Source organism: Enterovibrio sp. FF113, from assembly GCF_041439165.1.
GTDB lineage: Bacteria > Pseudomonadota > Gammaproteobacteria > Enterobacterales > Vibrionaceae > Enterovibrio > Enterovibrio norvegicus_A.
Genome location: NZ_JBGONO010000002.1, coordinates 228,637 through 246,874, shown reverse-complemented (window position 1 = coordinate 246,874; position 18,238 = coordinate 228,637). Strand labels below are relative to the sequence as shown.

Here is an 18,238-nt window from a genome sequence, read left to right as displayed (position 1 = left end):
CGGTAACGACAAACTTAAGAAGGCAAGAAGTTGTGACTCATTACAGAAGAAAGCAATTTTGTAGGCGATTCACGTGATTATGGATTAATGTCTTATAAGTACGACATTAGGGCAAAGGAGAAATGGCAGTATGCTTGCAGAACAACGGGATGAAATTGATAACCCTCTGATCTGGCCAATACTTAGTGTTCTTGAAGCGTCGAATGAAAGCTGGAAAGTCCACTACCTAATGGCTGAACTGCAGAAAAATACCATCATGGACCACTTGGATGATGATCCCCAATTGGACCTGTTCAAGCGTAATTTTCTCATCATGAACGCGCTCTACCAGTTACAAGAGACGTTGCTTCCCAACCAATGGCTTCAAGTTGAATCCATGGATATTCGATTGATGTGGCGTGGAGCAGGGTCAGGTTTTGTCCAACATGAAGTGAATCGCGATGATCCATTGCGAGAATACTACATGGATTGGAAAAACTATGATGCGCAGACGGAAGACGTTCGAGAGCTGCTCAAGTCATTTTGGAAACGGTATCAGCAGCACGTTGGTCACTGCAGCGAAACTACCGTAGAACGGCGCAATGCGTTAAAAGCCTTGGGGTTATCAGATACAGCATCAAACTTAGAGATCCGCCGACAGTGGCGCAAGATGGCGTTGAAGTGGCACCCCGATCGCCCTGAAGGTGATGCTGCGACATTTCGTACTATGTGTGAAGCGTGGCAGAGTTTGCGCTTATAGGTTGGCATTAAACACGATGCCCAGCGTAATGATTACAGTGCGCTGGGCTTTTTATTGGACATTTTTCGGCTCTTTGCCGCCGAGAGTGTAAACAACACTAGCGTCAGCAAGATAATTCCGCCCCCGATCAATACATTCTCACTCGGTACTTCTCCCAATGCCATCCAAACAAAAATCGGCCCAAGAATTGCCTCTAACAGCATGAAGAGATTGGCATGAGCAGCAGGAAGGTATTTCGGGCCAATGGAAATCAAGATAAAGGAAACAGGCACAACACCCGCACACAAAATGAGAATATATACCCACTCTTGCTGCGTCAGCGAAAAGGGCTCTGCACCTGCTATCAGCGCAATGGTCGCTGTACATAGTCCGCCAAAGATCAGGAACAATTGAGCATTTGCGCTTTTACTTTCTCGCAGTACCACAAAATAAGTGGCCAACATCAATGCAGTGACTAACGCCATCATATTGCCAAACGACGCGTTCGGTAACGCCTTCCCATAAAAAACAAACACGATGCCAAAAGTCGCTGCAACGATCGCCAAGAGAGTTCTTGTGTCAATTTTTTCTTTTAAAAACACAAACGCAAGCGCTGCGCAGATCAACGGGCTGACATTGATAATAATAAGCGTGCTGGCAACTTGAGTGTGTTCAATCGATAAAACGAAACACACCGTGGAGAGAGAGAATGCCAAAGACCCGATCAGTAAATTTTTGGAAGGTTTTTTCAGTGCTGTTAGCGATTCTTTGGGGTTACGGACAAGTACAAATGCCGTAATCACTATTGCAGAGATCAGGCCTCGCCAGAAAAGCAACGTCCAACCGGATGCCTCAATTAATCTGATCAACAGACTATCGACGCTGAGTATGGAAATGCCAATTAGCATTGCCATTGTTCCTTTATAAATGGGTGTCACTTTTACCTCTTCATGAGTTCCGTCTCTGTGCCAATCCAATGTGCTCGCGGCAAACTCTCGTACTGCTCATGTTTGGATATTTTTTGAGCGTTACTCAGTTATGACGTGATTTATCGATAAGTGCAAACAGGCTTTTGCTTTTTCTCACTTTATCAACGGTCACTAGCGGTCTACGCTTATGTGATAGCGGTGTCACCATTTCGAGACTTTGGAGACAAAATGAGATCGATTCGCCACATTTTCTTCGCATTAATGGGGTTTATTCTCGTTCTTGGCGTGTTAACTATATTTGCAAACATACGCTCAGAAGCCCTCTCAAAAGACATAAATATCATTTATGAAAAACGCTATGAACAGTATGCGTTGGCAACAGAGTTAAAAAACAGCTCCGAATTGCTAACACAGTTTGCGCGAAATTATGCCGTCACATCGAACAATCGTTGGCGTTACTTGTTCGAGAATGTGAAAGCGGTACGAGATGGACAGCTCCCGCTTCCTGAGAGCTTTAATTTTGATTATTGGGCCCAGTTGTCTGATCCCAACTATGAAGTGCAAGCCCCTGATATTCCGATTCGTCCTGATTTCCCTTCCTTGCTAAGCCGCATGCGCGATTCGGGGGTGAGTGAAGCGCAAATGTCGTTTTTGACCCAAGCACTTTCTCGATCGCAAGAGCTCATTTCCATTGAGCAAGAGGCAATGAATTTGATCCAAGGGAAGAAACGCACGGCTCGTGGTATAGAGCGTGTCATTCCCGATCCTGAACTTGCACGACAAATGTTATTCGGGCCGGAATATATCCATGCAAAAAACAAAATCATGGGGCCTATTGGCGCATTTTATGATGCCATTGAGAAAAGCTCACATGCCGAACTAGATCGACTGGTTCAGCAACGCGCAAACATGGATGGTGTTGCTATTTCGATGGCATTTTTGTTGATTGTGACAGTGGGAATGTCCACCGTCCTGTTATGGTATCGATTCCTCAAACCGCTAGATAACATTCGCCGCGTTATTGTTAGCAAAGTGCGTGACAAGCAGTTCGAATTCAAGCTGGATGTGGAAAGCCAAGGCGAATTGAAAGACCTTGCTGCCGCACAAAATGAAGTGTTGGCTGAAATTGCTCAGAGGTTTGAATTCAGTCGTCAAATTAAAGCGTTTTCAGATCTTATCCGTGGTTGTTCCGATACCAAAGACCTTGGCCTTCAAGTTGCGAACTTCTATTCACAACGCCTTGAGTTGCCTTATGTTGCGATCTACGTTCTCCGAGGAGAGAGGCTGAATTTGGTGGGCGGCGTGGGTGTTGATGAAAAAACGGAAGAGATGGACGTAGAAGCCGTCTCTTTCCATCGCACCATTATGCTGACAAAAGAGTTTCTGCGGATCAGAAACGACAAAGACAAATTCGCGCTTACGTTACCTGCTGGTAAGTTGATGTTGGAAGAAATGTATTTCATGCCCCTTATTGTTAATAACGACATGGTCGGGGTGTTGGAATTAGGGTCTGTACGTACTTTCTCTGACAAGGAAATTGATTGGTTATTAGAGGCGCAAGAAGATTTGGCCGTGGGTATTCAGCTCACCATTAACGCCGAGCTACAACTCGAAGCGGAGCACCGTGTTTCTGAGCAGTTGAAGCTCAACCAGCAAATTATTAATGCGATACCAAACCCTACCTACTTTAGAAACACCGAAGGCTATTACATCGGCGTCAACGACGCGTTCACTGACTTTCTTGGCCTTTTCTATGTCGATGTCATGGACAAAACACCGTCGGAGCTATTTACCGAAGATGTCGCCACCATGTTCGATGAAAAAGAAAAAACACTGCTCGAAAACCCAGGCTCAAGCGTCTATGAGATAGAACTTCCGAATGCCAATGGCGATGTCCGTATCTTAACGGTGTACGAAGCCACTTATTACGGCGGTGATGGAGAACCCTTGGGTGTTGTGGGCATGTTCGTTGATGTTACCACTCAAAAACGCCTCGAATCCGATTTGATTGCCGCGAAAGACCAAGCCACAGAAGCCAGTAAAGCCAAAGGGGAATTCTTGGCGAATATGAGCCATGAAATCCGTACGCCAATGAATGCCATATTGGGTATGTCTCACTTAGCTTTGTTAACGGATTTGAATGACAAGCAACGTAACTATGTCGGCAATATTGAAAAAGCGGGTAAGTCGTTGCTTGGCATCATCAATGACATTCTCGATTTCTCGAAAATTGAAGCCGGTAAGCTCTCGGTCGAACACATCGGATTCCGCTTTAGTGAAGTGCTGGACAACATCAGCAACATCATTTCAGTCAAAGCGAAAGAGAAAGAGCTGGAGCTCATTTTTGATATTGACCCCGACTTGCCAGATGACCTCGTGGGTGACCCGTTACGCCTAGGACAAATTATTATTAACCTGACGGGTAACTCCGTTAAATTCACCGACAGCGGCGAAATTATTATTCGCGCTAGAAAAGTGACCGAATGCGATGAAATTGTCGAAGTGCAGTTCGACATTCAGGATTCGGGGATTGGCATGTCTGATGAGCAATTGGGACGCCTGTTCCAGTCATTCTCTCAGGCAGATGGCTCTATCACGCGAAAATACGGCGGTACAGGGCTTGGTTTAACCATTTCAAAAAGCTTTGTTGAATTGATGGGCGGGCGAATTTGGGTCGCGAGTGAACCCGGAAAAGGTTCCACGTTCTCGTTTACCATTCGTTGTGGTCGTAGCGAATCCAGCATTAAAGAGCAGGTGGCTAAAGCGACCGTGCTCAATGATAAACGTGTGTTGGTTGTGGATGATAACCAAGCGTCACGAGACATCATGTATGCCTTGCTTGATAACCTAAATCTGCGCGTGGCGGCCGTCTCTAATGGTGAAGAAGCCGTGTTCGAAGTGCAATCTGCCGATCAAAGTAACGATGGCTTTGATGTCGTGGTGATGGATTGGAAAATGCCGGGCATTAATGGTGATGAAGCCACGATGCAAATCCATGAGTTACAAATCAATAAAATGCCGAAAGTGATTCTGGCTAGTGCCTATGGTGAAGATGCAGGGCTGATCGGTGACGACGTACAAAACTTGTTTGATGCATCGCTGGTAAAGCCTATCAATCCATCTTCCTTATTTGACGCCTTGATGGGAGCATTTGGTAAAGAAGAGCTTAAACTTCTTAATAGCCGTGACGTGCATCAAGATGTTTCTGAAGAAATAGACTTCACAGGCGTAAAAATACTCCTGGTAGAAGACAACATGATCAACCAAGAAGTTGCCAAGGGTATTCTTGAGCAGTTTGACCCAGTGATTGAAGTGGCAGACAACGGCCAAATTGCACTTGATATGGTGCAGGAACAACACTTCGACATTGTGTTGATGGATATGCAGATGCCTGTGATGGATGGGGTGACGGCCACCAAGAAAATTCGAGAAATTGAGTCATTGGCGGGGCTGCCGATTGTCGCCATGACGGCTAATGCCATGGAACGAGACGTCAAGCAGTGTAAAGAAGCAGGCATGAATGATCACGTATCTAAGCCGATAGATGTGGATGAGCTTCTTACTACCATCCAACGGTGGACGACAGCGTCCAAAGAGGTGGTGAAATCGTCAGTCGTGCTCAATGTTCAAAAGGTTCAAGATGAAATTGATGTTCAGATTGCAGACATTGATCCACTGGTTCTTGATGCCAATGAGGGGATTAACCGTATTGGCGGCAATTCGAAAGCCTACTGGAAAGTCATGGGGGCATTCACAGATACGAAATTGGCCGTGATTGATAAAATCCGTCAGGCACTGGCTGATGAAAATCGAGAAGATGTTGAGATGTTTGCTCACTCTTTGAAAGGCGCTGCTGCCAATGTGTCTGCAAAAGGCTTAGCTGTTCTTGCCGGGAATCTTGAAGATCAAGCAAGCACAGATCTGAAAATGGATGCCAGCCTGATGGACAAAATCGAGGCGTGCTTAAAACAAATAAAAACCTACATTCCGGGTGAAAAAGAGGAAGAAGCGAAGCCCGTGGAAGCCGGTTTTGCGGGTTATACGCCAAGAGAGTTCCGTATTGAATTGGAGCAACTTAAAATCTTGCTCAATAATTTTGATACGCAGGCGGTTGATTTTATTACAGGTATCAAACAAAGCTCGAAAAGCATGGACGTTAACCTTGAGCCCGTTGAAGACGCCATTCGTAAGTTCGAATATGAAATTGCAGCGAAGAAACTTGAGGCGGTAATTGAAACCCTGGGTGTGGATGAAGAGGAAAACACGCCGACATTGTTCTAACGTTGTTTTGGTGAGTTACAGGTATTGCTGAAAACAAAAAAGGCCGTTAGCAGATTTAGCTAACGGCCTTTTTTCATTCATTGTGTTCAGTGATAGCAACAAGCACTAACAAGAATGATCGAGTTTTATTTTGCCAGTGCGCGGCTACGGAGTTCGAAAATGAGCTTCTCAGCACTGCATTCAAACTTAAGCTTCACGGTCAGTGGGTTTAACCCCCACTCTGCGTTTTCATCGAGGTCATGAATCACTGCGTCATTAACTTCTTTCGCCAGTGACAGGTAAGCACGAAACTCAGCCATGGCGGCTGTTTTGTCCGACGCAAAGATTTCAACTTCAGCCACGTCATCGCCTTCGCTGATCACGTAACCCATTTCTGCGGTCACGCCGCACGCATCACATACTTGATATTCTTCCTGGCTCATTGATCACTCTCTCGATGATGGGGATGAGGATAGTCTTTCGACTTTTCGTAATATTACTACATTTAACGCCTCGGTTTGTAGGGTTTTTTATTGGATTATCGAGAGGAAATGAATCAACCAGTCGAATTGAACACAATAAAAAACGGGCCCAAAGGCCCGTTTAGATACTTGATGTAAATAGGGTTAGTCTTCCCATTGCACCAGTTTATCAGCAGGCCATACCGCACCGACATCATGGTATTTCTTTTCAAGCAGATGACGACGGATTTTCAACGTTGGTGTTAGTAATCCGTTTTCAATACTCCAAGGCTCTTTGATCATCAACACACCTTTGATTTTCGCGTGTGATTCAAGCTCCTTGTTGATGGTCTCAATCACTTTCGTCACGCGACGCTCATAGCGCGCGCGATCAAAGTTAGGGAAATCATGGGGGAGAGCCAGAAGAACAGGGCCAGGCATGCCTGAGCCAACCAAGCACATCATTTCAACGTTACTGAGTTCAAACAGCCGCTTCTCAATAGGCACAGGGCTAACAAACTTACCTTTGGCCGTTTTGAACGTGTCATTCTTACGCCCTTGAATCGTGAGGTAACCCTCGTTATCAATATCGCCAATGTCACCGGTATGCAGCCAGCCATCAATGATGGTTTCAGCACTGGCTTCTGGGTTTTTGTAGTATCCAGCAAAAAGCCCCTGACTTTTCACAAGGATCTCGCCATCAGCAGCAATTCTCATCGCAACACCCGGGCCGGCATTACCGACGGTACCGATTTTGTCTTCTCTGAATGGGTAATTCAACGTGCTATAAGCGAACGACTCCGTCATACCCCATGCTTCAGTAATGTGTAACCCGAGCTTTTCATACCAGCTCAGCAGTGCTGCTGATACTGGTGCAGAACCACACCCGAGTACGCGCGCTTGGTCCAAGCCAAGGTTCTGCGCGATCTTCTTTTTAATTAAGCCAGAAACCACAGGGATCTTGAGCAAAATGTTGAGTTTCGCAGGAGGCAGTTTTTGCTGAATACGTTGCTGAAACAGCGTCCATAGACGCGGTACAGAAATGAACAGGGTCGGGCGGTGCATTTTGACATCATCAATAAAGGTATCGAGAGATTCAGGAAATGCAGTGCAAATGCCGGACATCATTGCTGTGCCAAGAATGTAAACACGCTCTGTAATGTGTGCGAGTGGCAAGTAAGAAAACAGGCGTTCGCCCTCTCGCATACCAATGCTATTAATCAGTTGTTGTGACGACCAAGCAAAGCCACCGTGAGTCAGCATGGCGCCTTTTGGCAAGCCAGACGTACCGGAGGTGTACACGATAGACATTAAATCGTCGTCTTGATGCTCTGGGTTCACTTCAGCTCGGCTATGTTGAGCAATCAAATCACCCCAGTCGTAACCGCAATGAATGGTGGGATAAGGGAACGCTATAGTGGGAAGCTTGCTACGGGTTTCTAGGGTCTCTTTCAGCGCTTTTGTGTCGTCCAATTTACCTACAAACAACAACTTTGCTTCTGAGTGATCGAGACAATGCCCAATGGTATCTGCGCCCGCGGTTGGGAAAATGGGGACGCTGACATAACTTCCTAGCATCAAAGCAAGATCGGTGATGAACCACTCTGCGCAGTTCTTCGAAATCAAGCCGATTTTATCTCCAGGTTCCAGTCCCATACCTCTCAGGGCAGAAACGATCCTCAGAGCTTGGTCAACAGCATCAGAGTAAGTGAAGTCCTTAAACTGACGGTTGATGATCTGGCGAAGAAAGATCTCATTCGGGCGTTCTTCAGCCCAGCGAAGAGCTTGTTGGTAAGGTTTTGGTTGAGCCATAAAGGACCCCGTATAGCTGTAGGGAATAGAGTAATAGTTATAATTCTATGTTATCGAAGTGTTAAATTAAGGATTTCTATGTGCTTAGGTCAAGAGATTCATTTAAACACTTGTTCAAATTTTGATGCAGGTAACGCTCGCTGCATTTTGTTCACGTATTGTTAACATAGAATAGCATTTTGCTTTCAGTACGTTACAGATCCATGTTGATACCCGCCCTCAAATCTAACGCTGTTCACGCTTCTTGGATTTTCGAACGTCTTTTGCTCATAAAGTGTACACATGTACTATCTTTAAGATCGTTAACTTAAGGGTAGGTGGTCGGTAAACTCTTTCGTTTTAAGCGTAATCAAGCTCTACGGTAATGCGACATAAATAATAGAAGCGCTTGCAGCAGTAGAACTGATGTCTTGATTGTTACAGGTGATTGAAGCCAAGAAACAGGGATAAGACCATGCCAAAGAGAAGCAAAGAAGATACTGAAGTCACGATAAGAACGATCCTTGATGCGGTGGTTGACCAATTGGTTACGCTTGGATACGACAAAATGTCATACACAACACTGAGTCAGCAGACAGGCATATCTCGTACAGGGATCAGCCACCACTTTCCAAAGAAAACCGATTTCATTACACGTCTAGATGACAGGTTACTGAACATATTGATCGATCGGTTAGATTTAGAAGGTGACAAGCGTACATTCATTGAGAGCTGGCTAACCGCACTTCGATCTGACAACCGCTTTACTGCCGTTCTCCGCCTCTTCTTTCTTCACTCCGTTTCTTCGGAAAATGCAGTAGAGTTCACTAGCCATGCCAGCCGAAAATTGCATGATGTGTGCTGTAATCGCTATGGTGAAGAGTTCGAAAAAGAGTTTGAATGGCTGCTAGGCAAGTCGCTTCTTACCATGGCCTGAATTGCCAAATAGCTTGACTTTTAAAGCGCCTATATGGGCGTTTTTTTGTGTCTTATGGAGACTGATAACGTTCATTTTTGTCAGTAAGCGTGCGCATTTTTGATCTGAAACATTAAAAGGTTAAAAAACGTTTAATCATTCAAATAAACATTGTGTAGTTAAAAATTAATTGAATAATGGAGATTCTGAATCTGAGTATTCCGTATCACCCATTTGCCAACGAGATTTTTCATGAGCAATTCACTAGTACTGGTCCTCAACGCAGGCAGTTCCTCCCTTAAATTCGCATTGATGGATGCACAATCTGGCGAGGCGATATTATTTGGCCTTGGCGAGTGCTTCGGTCTTGACGATGCGCGCATTAGCTGGAAACGCGAAGGGCAAGACAAGCAAGAAGTTATGCTTGAGCAAGGTGGTAGTCACCACGAGAAAGCGGTGGGAATCATCGTTGAATTGGTCGAAAACATGGATGTTGGCAGCCAATTGGTTGCTATTGGTCACCGCGTCGTTCACGGCGGTGAGAAGTTTGCTACTGCAACGCTGATTGATGAAAGCGTAGTCGCTGAAATTGATGCACTGAGTGATTTGGCTCCGCTTCACAATCCAGCAAACGTCATGGGCATTCGTGCTGCCATGAAGGCTTTCCCAAGCTTGCCACAAGTTGCAGTGTTCGATACCGCGTTCCACCAAACTATGCCGCAGAAAGCGTTTACGGGCGCTATCTCAAACGAACTTTACACAGAATACGGTATTCGTCGCTACGGCTTCCACGGCACTAGCCACTACTTTGTTAGCTGTGAAGCAGCGAAGGTATTGGACAAGAAGATTGAAGACACCAACGTTATCTCTGTTCACTTGGGCAACGGTGCATCGGTGTGTGCTGTGCGCAATGGCGAATCGGTAGATACCTCAATGGGCTTCACACCGCTAGCTGGCCTGATGATGGGGACACGCTCTGGTGACTTGGACCCAGGTATCATCGAGTTCTTGCTGAAAAAAGGCTGGAGCCAAGAGCAAGTGTTCGACACCTTGAACAAGAAATCGGGTTTCCTAGGTGTATCCGGACTAACGTCTGATGCACGTGGCATTCTTGAAGCCATGGATAACGGTCACGAAGGTGCAAAACTGGCTTTTGAAGTGTTCACCTACCGTGTTGCTAAGTTCATCAGTTCTTACATGATCACCCTCGACAGCCTTGATGCCATCATCTTTACGGGCGGGATCGGTGAGAACTCACTGCCAATTCGTCGTGAAGTGCTCAAGAACCTAAGAATTTTGGGTTTTGTTGAAGACGAAACGGGTAACGAAGCAGCGCGCTTCGGCAAAGGCGGCATGATTGCAAAATCTGACCTCCTGGATGCTGTCGTGTTGGTTATCCCAACGAACGAAGAATTCGTGATTGCATCGCAAGCTGTTGAGTTCACTAAGCAATAAATCAATATCGCGTTGAGTTAAGAAAAGCCGCTGATGAGAGTCAGCGGCTTTTTTGTGTTCTCCAAGCTCTACATGTTTGAAGGTGGTCAAATTTATAGAGTGAGAAGCCACTCGATCCATTTAGCGGCATCGGGCTAAAAATAAATGTCACTTTTCGTCGTCTTTTCTCGTTTGTCTTCGTCTTATAGGTAAAGAACACGTAAACGCCACGCGTATTTCATGTGGTGATTTTATGTCACTCATTACTGAATATAAGAAAGATGACGAAAAAACGAGAGAAAATATTGGTAGGCACGCTTGGAGGCATCCGCCGCGGTATTGAAAAGGAAACCATTCGGACAACGCCTAAAGGCGCATTGGCGAAAACCTTACACCCTAGAACCTTGGGTTCTGCTTTAACGCATCCGTTTATCACCACTGATTTTGCGGAAGCTCAGCTGGAGTTGATCACGCCAGCCTACACAAACAAAAACCAGATGTTTGATTGTTTGTCCTCATTGCATCATTTCGTTGCGGGCGCATTGCCAAAAAACGAGTTGTTATGGGCGGGTAGCTTGCCGCCTGTATTGCCAGCAGACCGTTACATTACGTCCGCACAATATGGTTCCTCGCACTCGGCGAGGATGAAAATGCGTTATCGCCAGGGTTTGGCGAATCGCTATGGCAAGCGCATGCAAACTATCTCGGGAATCCACTACAACTTCTCGTTGCCAGAAGCGTTTTGGCAGGCGATGCACGCGCATGAAAAGAGTGAACGTTCTCTTGCAGACTATGTGTCTGAGAAGTACTTCCACCTAATCCGAAACGTGATGCGTCACGGCTGGGTGATTCCGTTTTTATTTGGTGCATCTCCTGCGCTGGATAAAAGCTATTTGGAAGGGCGAGAGCATCAACTCGAGCCAATGGGCGATCACTCGTTTTACCTGCCGTGGGCAACGTCGTTGCGGTTGAGCAGTTTGGGTTACACCAACAGTGAACAATCGAAATACCCAATCAATTACGACGATAAAATGGCGTATTTGAAAGGCGTTTCAGCGCTGTTGGCGATGCCGAGTGAGAAATACCGTCATTTGAACGACAATCAGCAACTCAACACCGCCATTTTACAGCTTGAAAACGAACTCTACGGCTCAGTGAGACCGAAAGTCGTGAATGCAGAATTGCGTCCATTGGAAGCCATGTGTCGTCATGGTGTGGAGTATGTTGAGCTTCGCACGGTAGACAACAATCCCTATTTGCCGCTCGGTCTGAGTGAAGCCCAGAGCGATTTCCTCGATCTCTTCCTCACGCATTGTGCGCTCGCGCCGAGCCCATCGTTAACCCGTGAAGAGCAATTAATGATTCAACAGCGTGTTGAATTAGTGACAACAATGGGAAGAAAACCAGACCTTTTGCTGCCGACGGTCGATGGTGACGTGTCGCTTGTTGAATTAGGAGAAGCGCTATTAGGTGCGATGGATGATGTCGCCGCCTTGTTTGATAGCGGTTTCAACACGCAGGCGTATTCGTTGAGCCTTTCGTTGGAAAAACAGAAGCTGTCCGATATGTCATTAACGCCTTCTGCGATGATGCTGGCCGACATGACAGCTAATGACATTGGTTATCGTGAACTGGTTCAACGATTGTCTGAAGGGCACATGTTGACACACAGCGCGTATCCCGTTTCAGCAGAGACCGTCGGTCAGCTCAATGATCTTGTGACGACGTCACTCAATCAGCAAGCCGAATTGGAGCATGTGCAGGAATTGTCATTCAGCACATTCTTGACCAAGAAAACAGCCATCACGTGTGATTGCTAACTGTGATTGCTAACTGTGATTGCTAACTGTGATTGATAACTTCGGCTACTAATACGAATAGATGACCCCATGGAATTAATTTGGAAAATGCGCGGCTACATGAAGCTATGTACTCGCCGATATCTGATCGCGTTTTTTGCGCTGCAAACCGTCGCGATACTTAACCTTGCACCACCTTGGCTAATTGGCCGTATTGTTGATGCGATCAGTAATGATGCGTTGACAAGCCAATTACTGATGACCCACTTAGCGGGTATCTTTGTCGCCGCGATTGCCATGTATGCCCTCAGGTATGTGTGGAATAGCCAGCTTTATGGGGCAGCCATAGAGATTTCTCGTGTGATCCGTCGAGATTTGTTTTTGCATTTCACGGCCATGTCACCGTCGTTTTATGGCAAGCACAGTGCGGGCGATTTAATGGCACATGCCACCAATGACCTGAATGCGGTGGAATCCGCTGCGGGTGATGGCGTGATGACGCTGGTGGATTCGTTAATTGCAGGCTTTACCGTGATCTTCGGTATGGTGTTTTTGGTTAGCGGCCATCTTACCGCCGTCGCATTGTTGCCGTTTCCGCTGTTGGTACTGGTTACCAATCGTTATGGCGCAGGTATGCAAAAACACTTTGGACGCGCGCAGCAGGCATTCTCTCACCTGAACGAGGAAGTGCGCGAAACTGTCGCAGGTATTCTTGCCGTGCGTTCCCATGGCATTAACCCGCGACAAAAAGCGCGCTTTGGTGAAAAGCTGGATGAGACGTTAGAAGCCAACATTGATGTAGCGAAAATCGATTCATTGTTTGGGCCAACCATTCAATTGATCTACGGCACTTCGTTCGTCATCACGCTTGCTTATGGCGGATGGATGATCAGCGAAAATGCCATTACCGTTGGTTTGTTTACGAGCTTCACGTTGTACCTTGCGCAGTTACTGGGGCCGTTCCTGCAATTTGGCTGGCAGTTCAACGTGTTCCAACGTGGTAATACGTCGTGGAAACGTCTTGAAGCGTTGTTTGCTCAAAAGCCTGACGTGGTAGAAGGACACGCCGTGATTCCTAACGGTGCTTCTTCGAACCTTTCTGTGAATGTGCGTTCATTTGCTTACAACTCATCTATTCGCACTTCATCTACTGATACCTCCACTATTGATATGTCATCTGCTGACACATCAAGACCGGTACTTAAAGACGTGGCGTTTACGATACCAGCGGGTGGTTTTATTGGCATCACCGGCCCGACAGGCGGTGGGAAAAGTACCCTGATCAGTCTGATCATGCGTCAATACGGTTTGAGCGATATGCAATCCGAGATCACCTTGGCAGGGATGAACACCGAACACCTGACGTTTGATTCACTCCGGGGAAAACTCGCTTGGGTGCCTCAAAAGCCGCTGTTGTTCTCGGGTTCAATTTCAGAAAACATTGCCATGGGGAAACCTCATGCAACAGAAGAAGAAATCGCGTTTGTCGCCGAAATGGCAGGCATCAAGCAGGAAATTGAAGCGATGACGGGCGGGTTTAATGCCGCGCTTAATGAGAATGGAGCAAACCTGTCTGGTGGTCAGCGACAGCGCGTAGCGTTGGCACGTGCATTGTTGGTGGATGCCGATATCTTGCTGTTGGATGACCCATTCAGTGCACTAGACATGAAAACAGAGGCCATCGTTCGTCATAACTTGAAGAAACACTATGGTCATAAGTCCATGCTGTTGGTGACACAACGGCTCCCTAACTTACGACATGCTGACGACATTCTCGTGCTCGATCAAGGCGAGGTGATTGAACGCGGCAAGCATCAGGCATTAATGACAGAAAAAGGTTGGTACGCCGCCGTGTATGAACGCCAAGCTCACACGCATGTTCAGTTAAACACGTCTATCACGCATGACAACCATGACGTTAATAACGCCGATGCGGAGGAGGGAAGCCATGTTGAGTAAATCTATGGGGCGTCTCGTTCGTTTCACCTTGCCACACAAGGCGCGATTTGCCGTTGCCTTTGCATTCATGTTGGTGTCTGTATCTGCGGAAATGGCGATTCCTTGGCTGGCGAAAGTCATCATTGACGAAGTGATCGTGCCTCAGCAGTTTGATTGGAAGCACTTAGGCGTGCTAAGTGCCGCCGTATTGCTGCTTTATATGTGCCAAGCAGGCTTTCAGTATTTGCAGTCTCTCTCGTTTAAGCATGGCGCCTTGTTGGTGGTCAACGATGTTCGCAAGCAGTTGTTTGATCATGTATTGAGACTGCCGATTGCGGCGTTTGACCGCCTATCAACAGGTCGTATGGTGTCTTATGTCACTAACGACACCGAATCGCTGCGTGATCTGTTTGTGTCGACCTTTCCCACTATCATTCAGGGAAGCTTGCGCATCGTGGGTATTTTCATCGCGATAGCGTTACTGGATTGGCGTTTGGCGGTTATCAGTATGGCATTGATTCCGGTGCTGCTAGCAACCATGCAGATCTACCGCAAGGTGTCGACGCCCGTGTTTAATGGTATTCGGGTTCAGATTAGCCATATCAACAACACGATCAGTGAATCGCTTCAAGGCATGTCATTGGTTCAGGCATTTCGCCAAGAGAACGCGTTTAAAGCGCGCTTCGAGAAAGACAACGATACGTGGTTTAACTTCCGCACCCGCTCGATCGCCGTAGACAGTTTGATGCTGCTGCCATTCACGCGTTTGGTTGGTTCATTAACCGCGCTTGGCATCGTGGCTTGGTTTGGTAATGCTTCGCTACAAACCGTGGTCGAAGTCGGTACGCTTTACGCCTTCTTGAACTACATCGAACGCTTCTTCGAACCGTTTAGGCAGCTGTCGATGGAACTTCGAAAGATGCAGGTGGCGTTGGTGTCCTCCGCGCGTATTTTCGAAATCCTTGATGAGCCTGTGCATCACGCCCAAAAAGACGATGCGCCAATGGTCGAACTTGCGCCACAAAAAGACATCGAGTTCAAGCATGTGCGTTTAGCGTATGAAGAGGGCGTTAACGCGCTGGATGATGTCAGCTTCGTGGCAAAAAGCGGCCAGTTCACAGCCATTGTCGGCCCTAGTGGTAGTGGGAAAAGTTCGGTGGTGAACTTGCTGATGCGTTTTTATCCGCATCATGAAGGCGACATTTTGGTGGGTGGACAACGCATCGACGATCTGCCTGATGCGCAAATTCGTCGTCTGTTTGGTTTGGTCTCGCAAGACCCTTACATGTTTAGCGGATCCATTCGAGAGAACATCGACTTAATGCAGCGTGAAACCCGCTCAGATGTTGCGATTGATGCCGCCAGAGAAGTGAATGCATCGGCGTTTATCGAGCGCTTGCCTGAAGGGTATGAACATCAACCCGGCAATGGCGGTTCATCATTGTCTGTGGGTGAAAAGCAACTGATTGCGTTGGCACGCGTTTTTGCTCACGGGCCAGAGATCTATTTGCTGGATGAAGCGACGGCCAACATTGACAGCGAAACCGAAGAAGCCGTTAAAAGCGCGTTATCAAATATTCAACATGGACGAACAGTCATTGCGGTAGCGCACCGCCTTTCAACCATTAAGAATGCGGATCAAATATTAGTGATGAGCAAAGGGAAGGTTGTCCAACGCGGTACCCATGACGAGCTAGTGGCTCAAATTGGCGAGTACCGAGAGTTATATCTTGCACAGAAAGAACAAGAAGAACATGAAACTGAAAATGCCCATCTCGGCTTGGCAACAGCATGAAACGTCATCAAATGGCGTCATGCGCAGCGTTAAAACACAAACAACATGCGTCGAAGGGAGCAGTAAGGTGAACACCGTGAATTCTCCAATCGTTGATAAACAAATCACAGACGAAGCATACCAGTGGCAAATCATGCATGGCGTGGCAATAAAAAATGCGGATGGAACCGCGAGACATTGTCCGTATAGCCTTGCCCCGATGACCATGAAACGTCATGTGTTCGACCACATAATGAATGTGACGCCGATGCTGACCAAATTGATCAGCCAAGTGTCAGAAGACCACGCTTTTCTGCAGTCATCACTTCGCAGCATGGCGAATGCGGATCCGTTCTTTGGCCGTTTGCTGAAAATGCATGCGCAAATTCACGGGACGGAACACGCGCCGTTAATGGCAGAACGCAAGCCGCTCCTTTTGATGCGAACCGATTACATGGATGACCGTGAACAAGGTGCGAAAGTGATCGAATTCAACGGCATTGCAGCGGGAATGGGGCCTTTTGGCCAGCGTGCCAATGAACTGCATGACTACATGCGCCGCCAATGGCCGGATACCTATAACACATGGGTAGAATCGCCAACTGCTGTCCCTGCAGACAATGCCTGTTTAGACCAATTGGCGCACGGTATTGCGATTGCTGCGCAAGAGATTCGATCGCATTTTGGTGGTGAAGGGCAGCGCACATTCTTGATGGTGGTGCAAAAGAACGAAGACAATGTTTATGACCAGCATCTATTGGAAGTGGCATTGCAACAACGTGGTGTTCGCACGGTGCGCCGAACGTTTGACCAATTATCGACGCAATTATCGACTGGCGAAAACCAACGCTTGATCTTGAAAGACATTGGGGCGATTGATGTGGTATATCTCCGCGCCGGTTACCAATACTCAGACTATTTTGCGCCTGAATTGTGCGAAGACGAGTGTTGCGAAACGCTGAGCCAAACCCGCGTGTTTATTGAACAGCACCATGTGGCAGTGAACGCGACCGTAGGGCAACAATTGGCAACCAGCAAAACCATGCAGATGCTCCTCACCATGATGACGGCGCGAGATTTAACCCGCTGGGCATTGAGCGAAGAAGAAGCGTTGTTGGTGAAAAGCGTATTGGCAGACATGCTGCCGATCAGCGCGCAATCCATCGCGTGGTTTAAAGCGGATGCTGATAAACATGCTTGGGTGCTGAAAAACCAAGGCGAAGGCGGTGGTCACTGTGTATTCGGTGACGATATTGTAAATAAGCTCGCCAGCTTAAAGCCGGAAGATTATGATGCGTGGGCACTGATGCAGCGGCTATATCCGCACGAACGAGAGCGCCCGACCATTGCCGTGCGCGATGGGAAGCAAACGCTTGTGGATGATCTTGTCAGTGAAATAGGTCTGTTTACAGCCTACTTCAACGGCGTGCCTGTCACAGAGTACAATGGCTACGCTGGCTACTTAGTGCGAAGTAAACCAGCAAAAGAAAACGAAGGCGGCATTCATAGCGGTAAGGGGATATTAGATTCCATCACGCTTATCGAATAGATTCGGTCGACAATGAAAATCGATAGCCGCGAGTGATCGCGGCGCTTAAAGAGTGAAACGATGACAATTGAAACAGTGTGGGGTGAGTACCAATCGAGTGTGAAAGCTTTTCTTCATTCGAAAGTATCCAGCTCTGATGATGTCGAAGACTTGTTGCAAGACATCTTGCTGAAAACCTATCTTCACCTTAATGAAGTGAAAGACAGGACGAAAGTGAAGTCTTGGCTGTTTCAGGTGGCGAACAATGCCATTATCGATTTTTATCGTCAAAAGGGTCGCTTAAATCAAATTGGTGAAGAAGACCTTTGGTTTGAGAAAGAAAAGGAACAAGTGCGTGCAGATCTTCTCACTTGCCTGCTGCCTTTCATTCAAGCGCTGCCGGAAGAAGACGCAGAAATGCTCACGTCCATTGAGCTTCATGGACAGTCCCAAAAGGCGTATGCCGAAGAAATGGGAATCAACTACTCGACGCTGAAATCACGCCTTAAAAAAAGCCGAGAAAAGATCAATTCGCTATTTCACGAGTGCTGCGAGTTGTCCCTCGATAAGAATGGCAGTGTGATTGATTACGAAGCGCGTCAGAAAGGCGATGTGCGATGCCAATAACGGTTCTAAAAATCCGAGGATTAAAACCGTCTTAGAAAGGCGGTTTTTTGTCCTTATGTCATT

The 18,238-nt window shown here is 47.0% G+C and carries 12 protein-coding genes; 9 read left to right on the top strand and 3 right to left on the bottom strand.

From position 1 onward, the window contains the following. Positions 1 to 130 precede the first annotated feature (130 nt). On the top strand, positions 131 to 739 hold the full coding sequence (locus ACED36_RS02810; protein WP_016962516.1) for a DNA-J related domain-containing protein: 609 nt from the start codon (positions 131 to 133) through the stop codon (positions 737 to 739). A 32-nt stretch (positions 740 to 771) separates the two neighbouring features. Here the strand turns inward: ACED36_RS02810 and ACED36_RS02805 are convergent, their stop codons facing one another. Beyond that, positions 772 to 1,626, bottom strand: coding sequence for a DMT family transporter (locus ACED36_RS02805; protein WP_016962515.1), 855 nt, complete (start codon positions 1,624 to 1,626; stop codon positions 772 to 774). 249 nt (positions 1,627 to 1,875) lie between these two features. Between ACED36_RS02805 and ACED36_RS02800 the strand changes: the two genes are divergently transcribed. Continuing rightward, complete coding sequence (locus ACED36_RS02800; protein ID WP_371732746.1) at positions 1,876 to 5,928, top strand: response regulator; 4,053 nt, start codon at positions 1,876 to 1,878, stop codon at positions 5,926 to 5,928. Positions 5,929 to 6,053: 125 nt separating this feature from the next. On the opposite strand, the gene ACED36_RS02795 is transcribed toward ACED36_RS02800, so the two are convergent. Together ACED36_RS02795 and ACED36_RS02790 are read right to left on the bottom strand one after the other, a co-directional pair. Further along, the gene (locus tag ACED36_RS02795) at positions 6,054 to 6,350 is read right to left on the bottom strand and encodes a DUF406 family protein (protein WP_017003712.1); all 297 of its coding nucleotides are present in this window, start codon (positions 6,348 to 6,350) and stop codon (positions 6,054 to 6,056) included. Positions 6,351 to 6,533: 183 nt separating this feature from the next. Continuing rightward, positions 6,534 to 8,180 carry an AMP-binding protein gene (locus tag ACED36_RS02790; protein ID WP_016962511.1) on the bottom strand — a complete coding sequence of 549 codons (1,647 nt, stop codon included), beginning with the start codon at positions 8,178 to 8,180 and terminating at the stop codon, positions 6,534 to 6,536. A 454-nt stretch (positions 8,181 to 8,634) separates the two neighbouring features. Between ACED36_RS02790 and ACED36_RS02785 the strand changes: the two genes are divergently transcribed. The 7 genes from ACED36_RS02785 to sigZ all read left to right on the top strand — a co-directional run bounded on the left by ACED36_RS02785 (position 8,635) and on the right by sigZ (position 18,175). Further along, on the top strand, positions 8,635 to 9,096 hold the full coding sequence (locus ACED36_RS02785; protein WP_016962510.1) for a TetR/AcrR family transcriptional regulator: 462 nt from the start codon (positions 8,635 to 8,637) through the stop codon (positions 9,094 to 9,096). A 231-nt stretch (positions 9,097 to 9,327) separates the two neighbouring features. Beyond that, complete coding sequence (locus tag ACED36_RS02780; protein WP_371732745.1) at positions 9,328 to 10,530, top strand: acetate/propionate family kinase; 1,203 nt, start codon at positions 9,328 to 9,330, stop codon at positions 10,528 to 10,530. 260 nt (positions 10,531 to 10,790) lie between these two features. Next, positions 10,791 to 12,329: a glutamate--cysteine ligase gene (gene gshA / locus ACED36_RS02775; RefSeq protein ID WP_371732744.1), complete on the top strand. Its 1,539-nt coding sequence runs from the start codon at positions 10,791 to 10,793 to the stop codon at positions 12,327 to 12,329. Positions 12,330 to 12,398: 69 nt separating this feature from the next. Beyond that, the gene (locus ACED36_RS02770) at positions 12,399 to 14,267 is read left to right on the top strand and encodes an ABC transporter ATP-binding protein (protein ID WP_371732743.1); all 1,869 of its coding nucleotides are present in this window, start codon (positions 12,399 to 12,401) and stop codon (positions 14,265 to 14,267) included. Then, positions 14,257 to 16,041: an ABC transporter ATP-binding protein gene (locus ACED36_RS02765; protein WP_371732742.1), complete on the top strand. Its 1,785-nt coding sequence runs from the start codon at positions 14,257 to 14,259 to the stop codon at positions 16,039 to 16,041. The genes ACED36_RS02770 and ACED36_RS02765 overlap by 11 nt, the downstream gene beginning before the upstream one ends. Before the next feature lie 76 nt (positions 16,042 to 16,117). Continuing rightward, positions 16,118 to 17,569: a glutathione synthase gene (locus tag ACED36_RS02760; RefSeq protein ID WP_371732760.1), complete on the top strand. Its 1,452-nt coding sequence runs from the start codon at positions 16,118 to 16,120 to the stop codon at positions 17,567 to 17,569. A gap of 60 nt (positions 17,570 to 17,629) precedes the next feature. After that, entirely contained in the window at positions 17,630 to 18,175 is a 546-nt protein-coding gene (gene sigZ / locus ACED36_RS02755) for an RNA polymerase sigma factor SigZ (protein ID WP_371732741.1), read from the top strand. The last annotated feature ends 63 nt before the right edge of the window (positions 18,176 to 18,238 follow it).

Coding starts and splice junctions, on each gene's coding strand:
- ACED36_RS02810 (WP_016962516.1), top strand. CDS start 131: ATGCTTGCAGAACAACGGGATGAAATTGATAACCCTCTGATCTGGCCA.
- ACED36_RS02805 (WP_016962515.1), bottom strand. CDS start 1,626: ATGCTAATTGGCATTTCCATACTCAGCGTCGATAGTCTGTTGATCAGA.
- ACED36_RS02800 (WP_371732746.1), top strand. CDS start 1,876: ATGAGATCGATTCGCCACATTTTCTTCGCATTAATGGGGTTTATTCTC.
- ACED36_RS02795 (WP_017003712.1), bottom strand. CDS start 6,350: ATGAGCCAGGAAGAATATCAAGTATGTGATGCGTGCGGCGTGACCGCA.
- ACED36_RS02790 (WP_016962511.1), bottom strand. CDS start 8,180: ATGGCTCAACCAAAACCTTACCAACAAGCTCTTCGCTGGGCTGAAGAA.
- ACED36_RS02785 (WP_016962510.1), top strand. CDS start 8,635: ATGCCAAAGAGAAGCAAAGAAGATACTGAAGTCACGATAAGAACGATC.
- ACED36_RS02780 (WP_371732745.1), top strand. CDS start 9,328: ATGAGCAATTCACTAGTACTGGTCCTCAACGCAGGCAGTTCCTCCCTT.
- gshA (WP_371732744.1), top strand. CDS start 10,791: ATGACGAAAAAACGAGAGAAAATATTGGTAGGCACGCTTGGAGGCATC.
- ACED36_RS02770 (WP_371732743.1), top strand. CDS start 12,399: ATGGAATTAATTTGGAAAATGCGCGGCTACATGAAGCTATGTACTCGC.
- ACED36_RS02765 (WP_371732742.1), top strand. CDS start 14,257: ATGTTGAGTAAATCTATGGGGCGTCTCGTTCGTTTCACCTTGCCACAC.
- sigZ (WP_371732741.1), top strand. CDS start 17,630: ATGACAATTGAAACAGTGTGGGGTGAGTACCAATCGAGTGTGAAAGCT.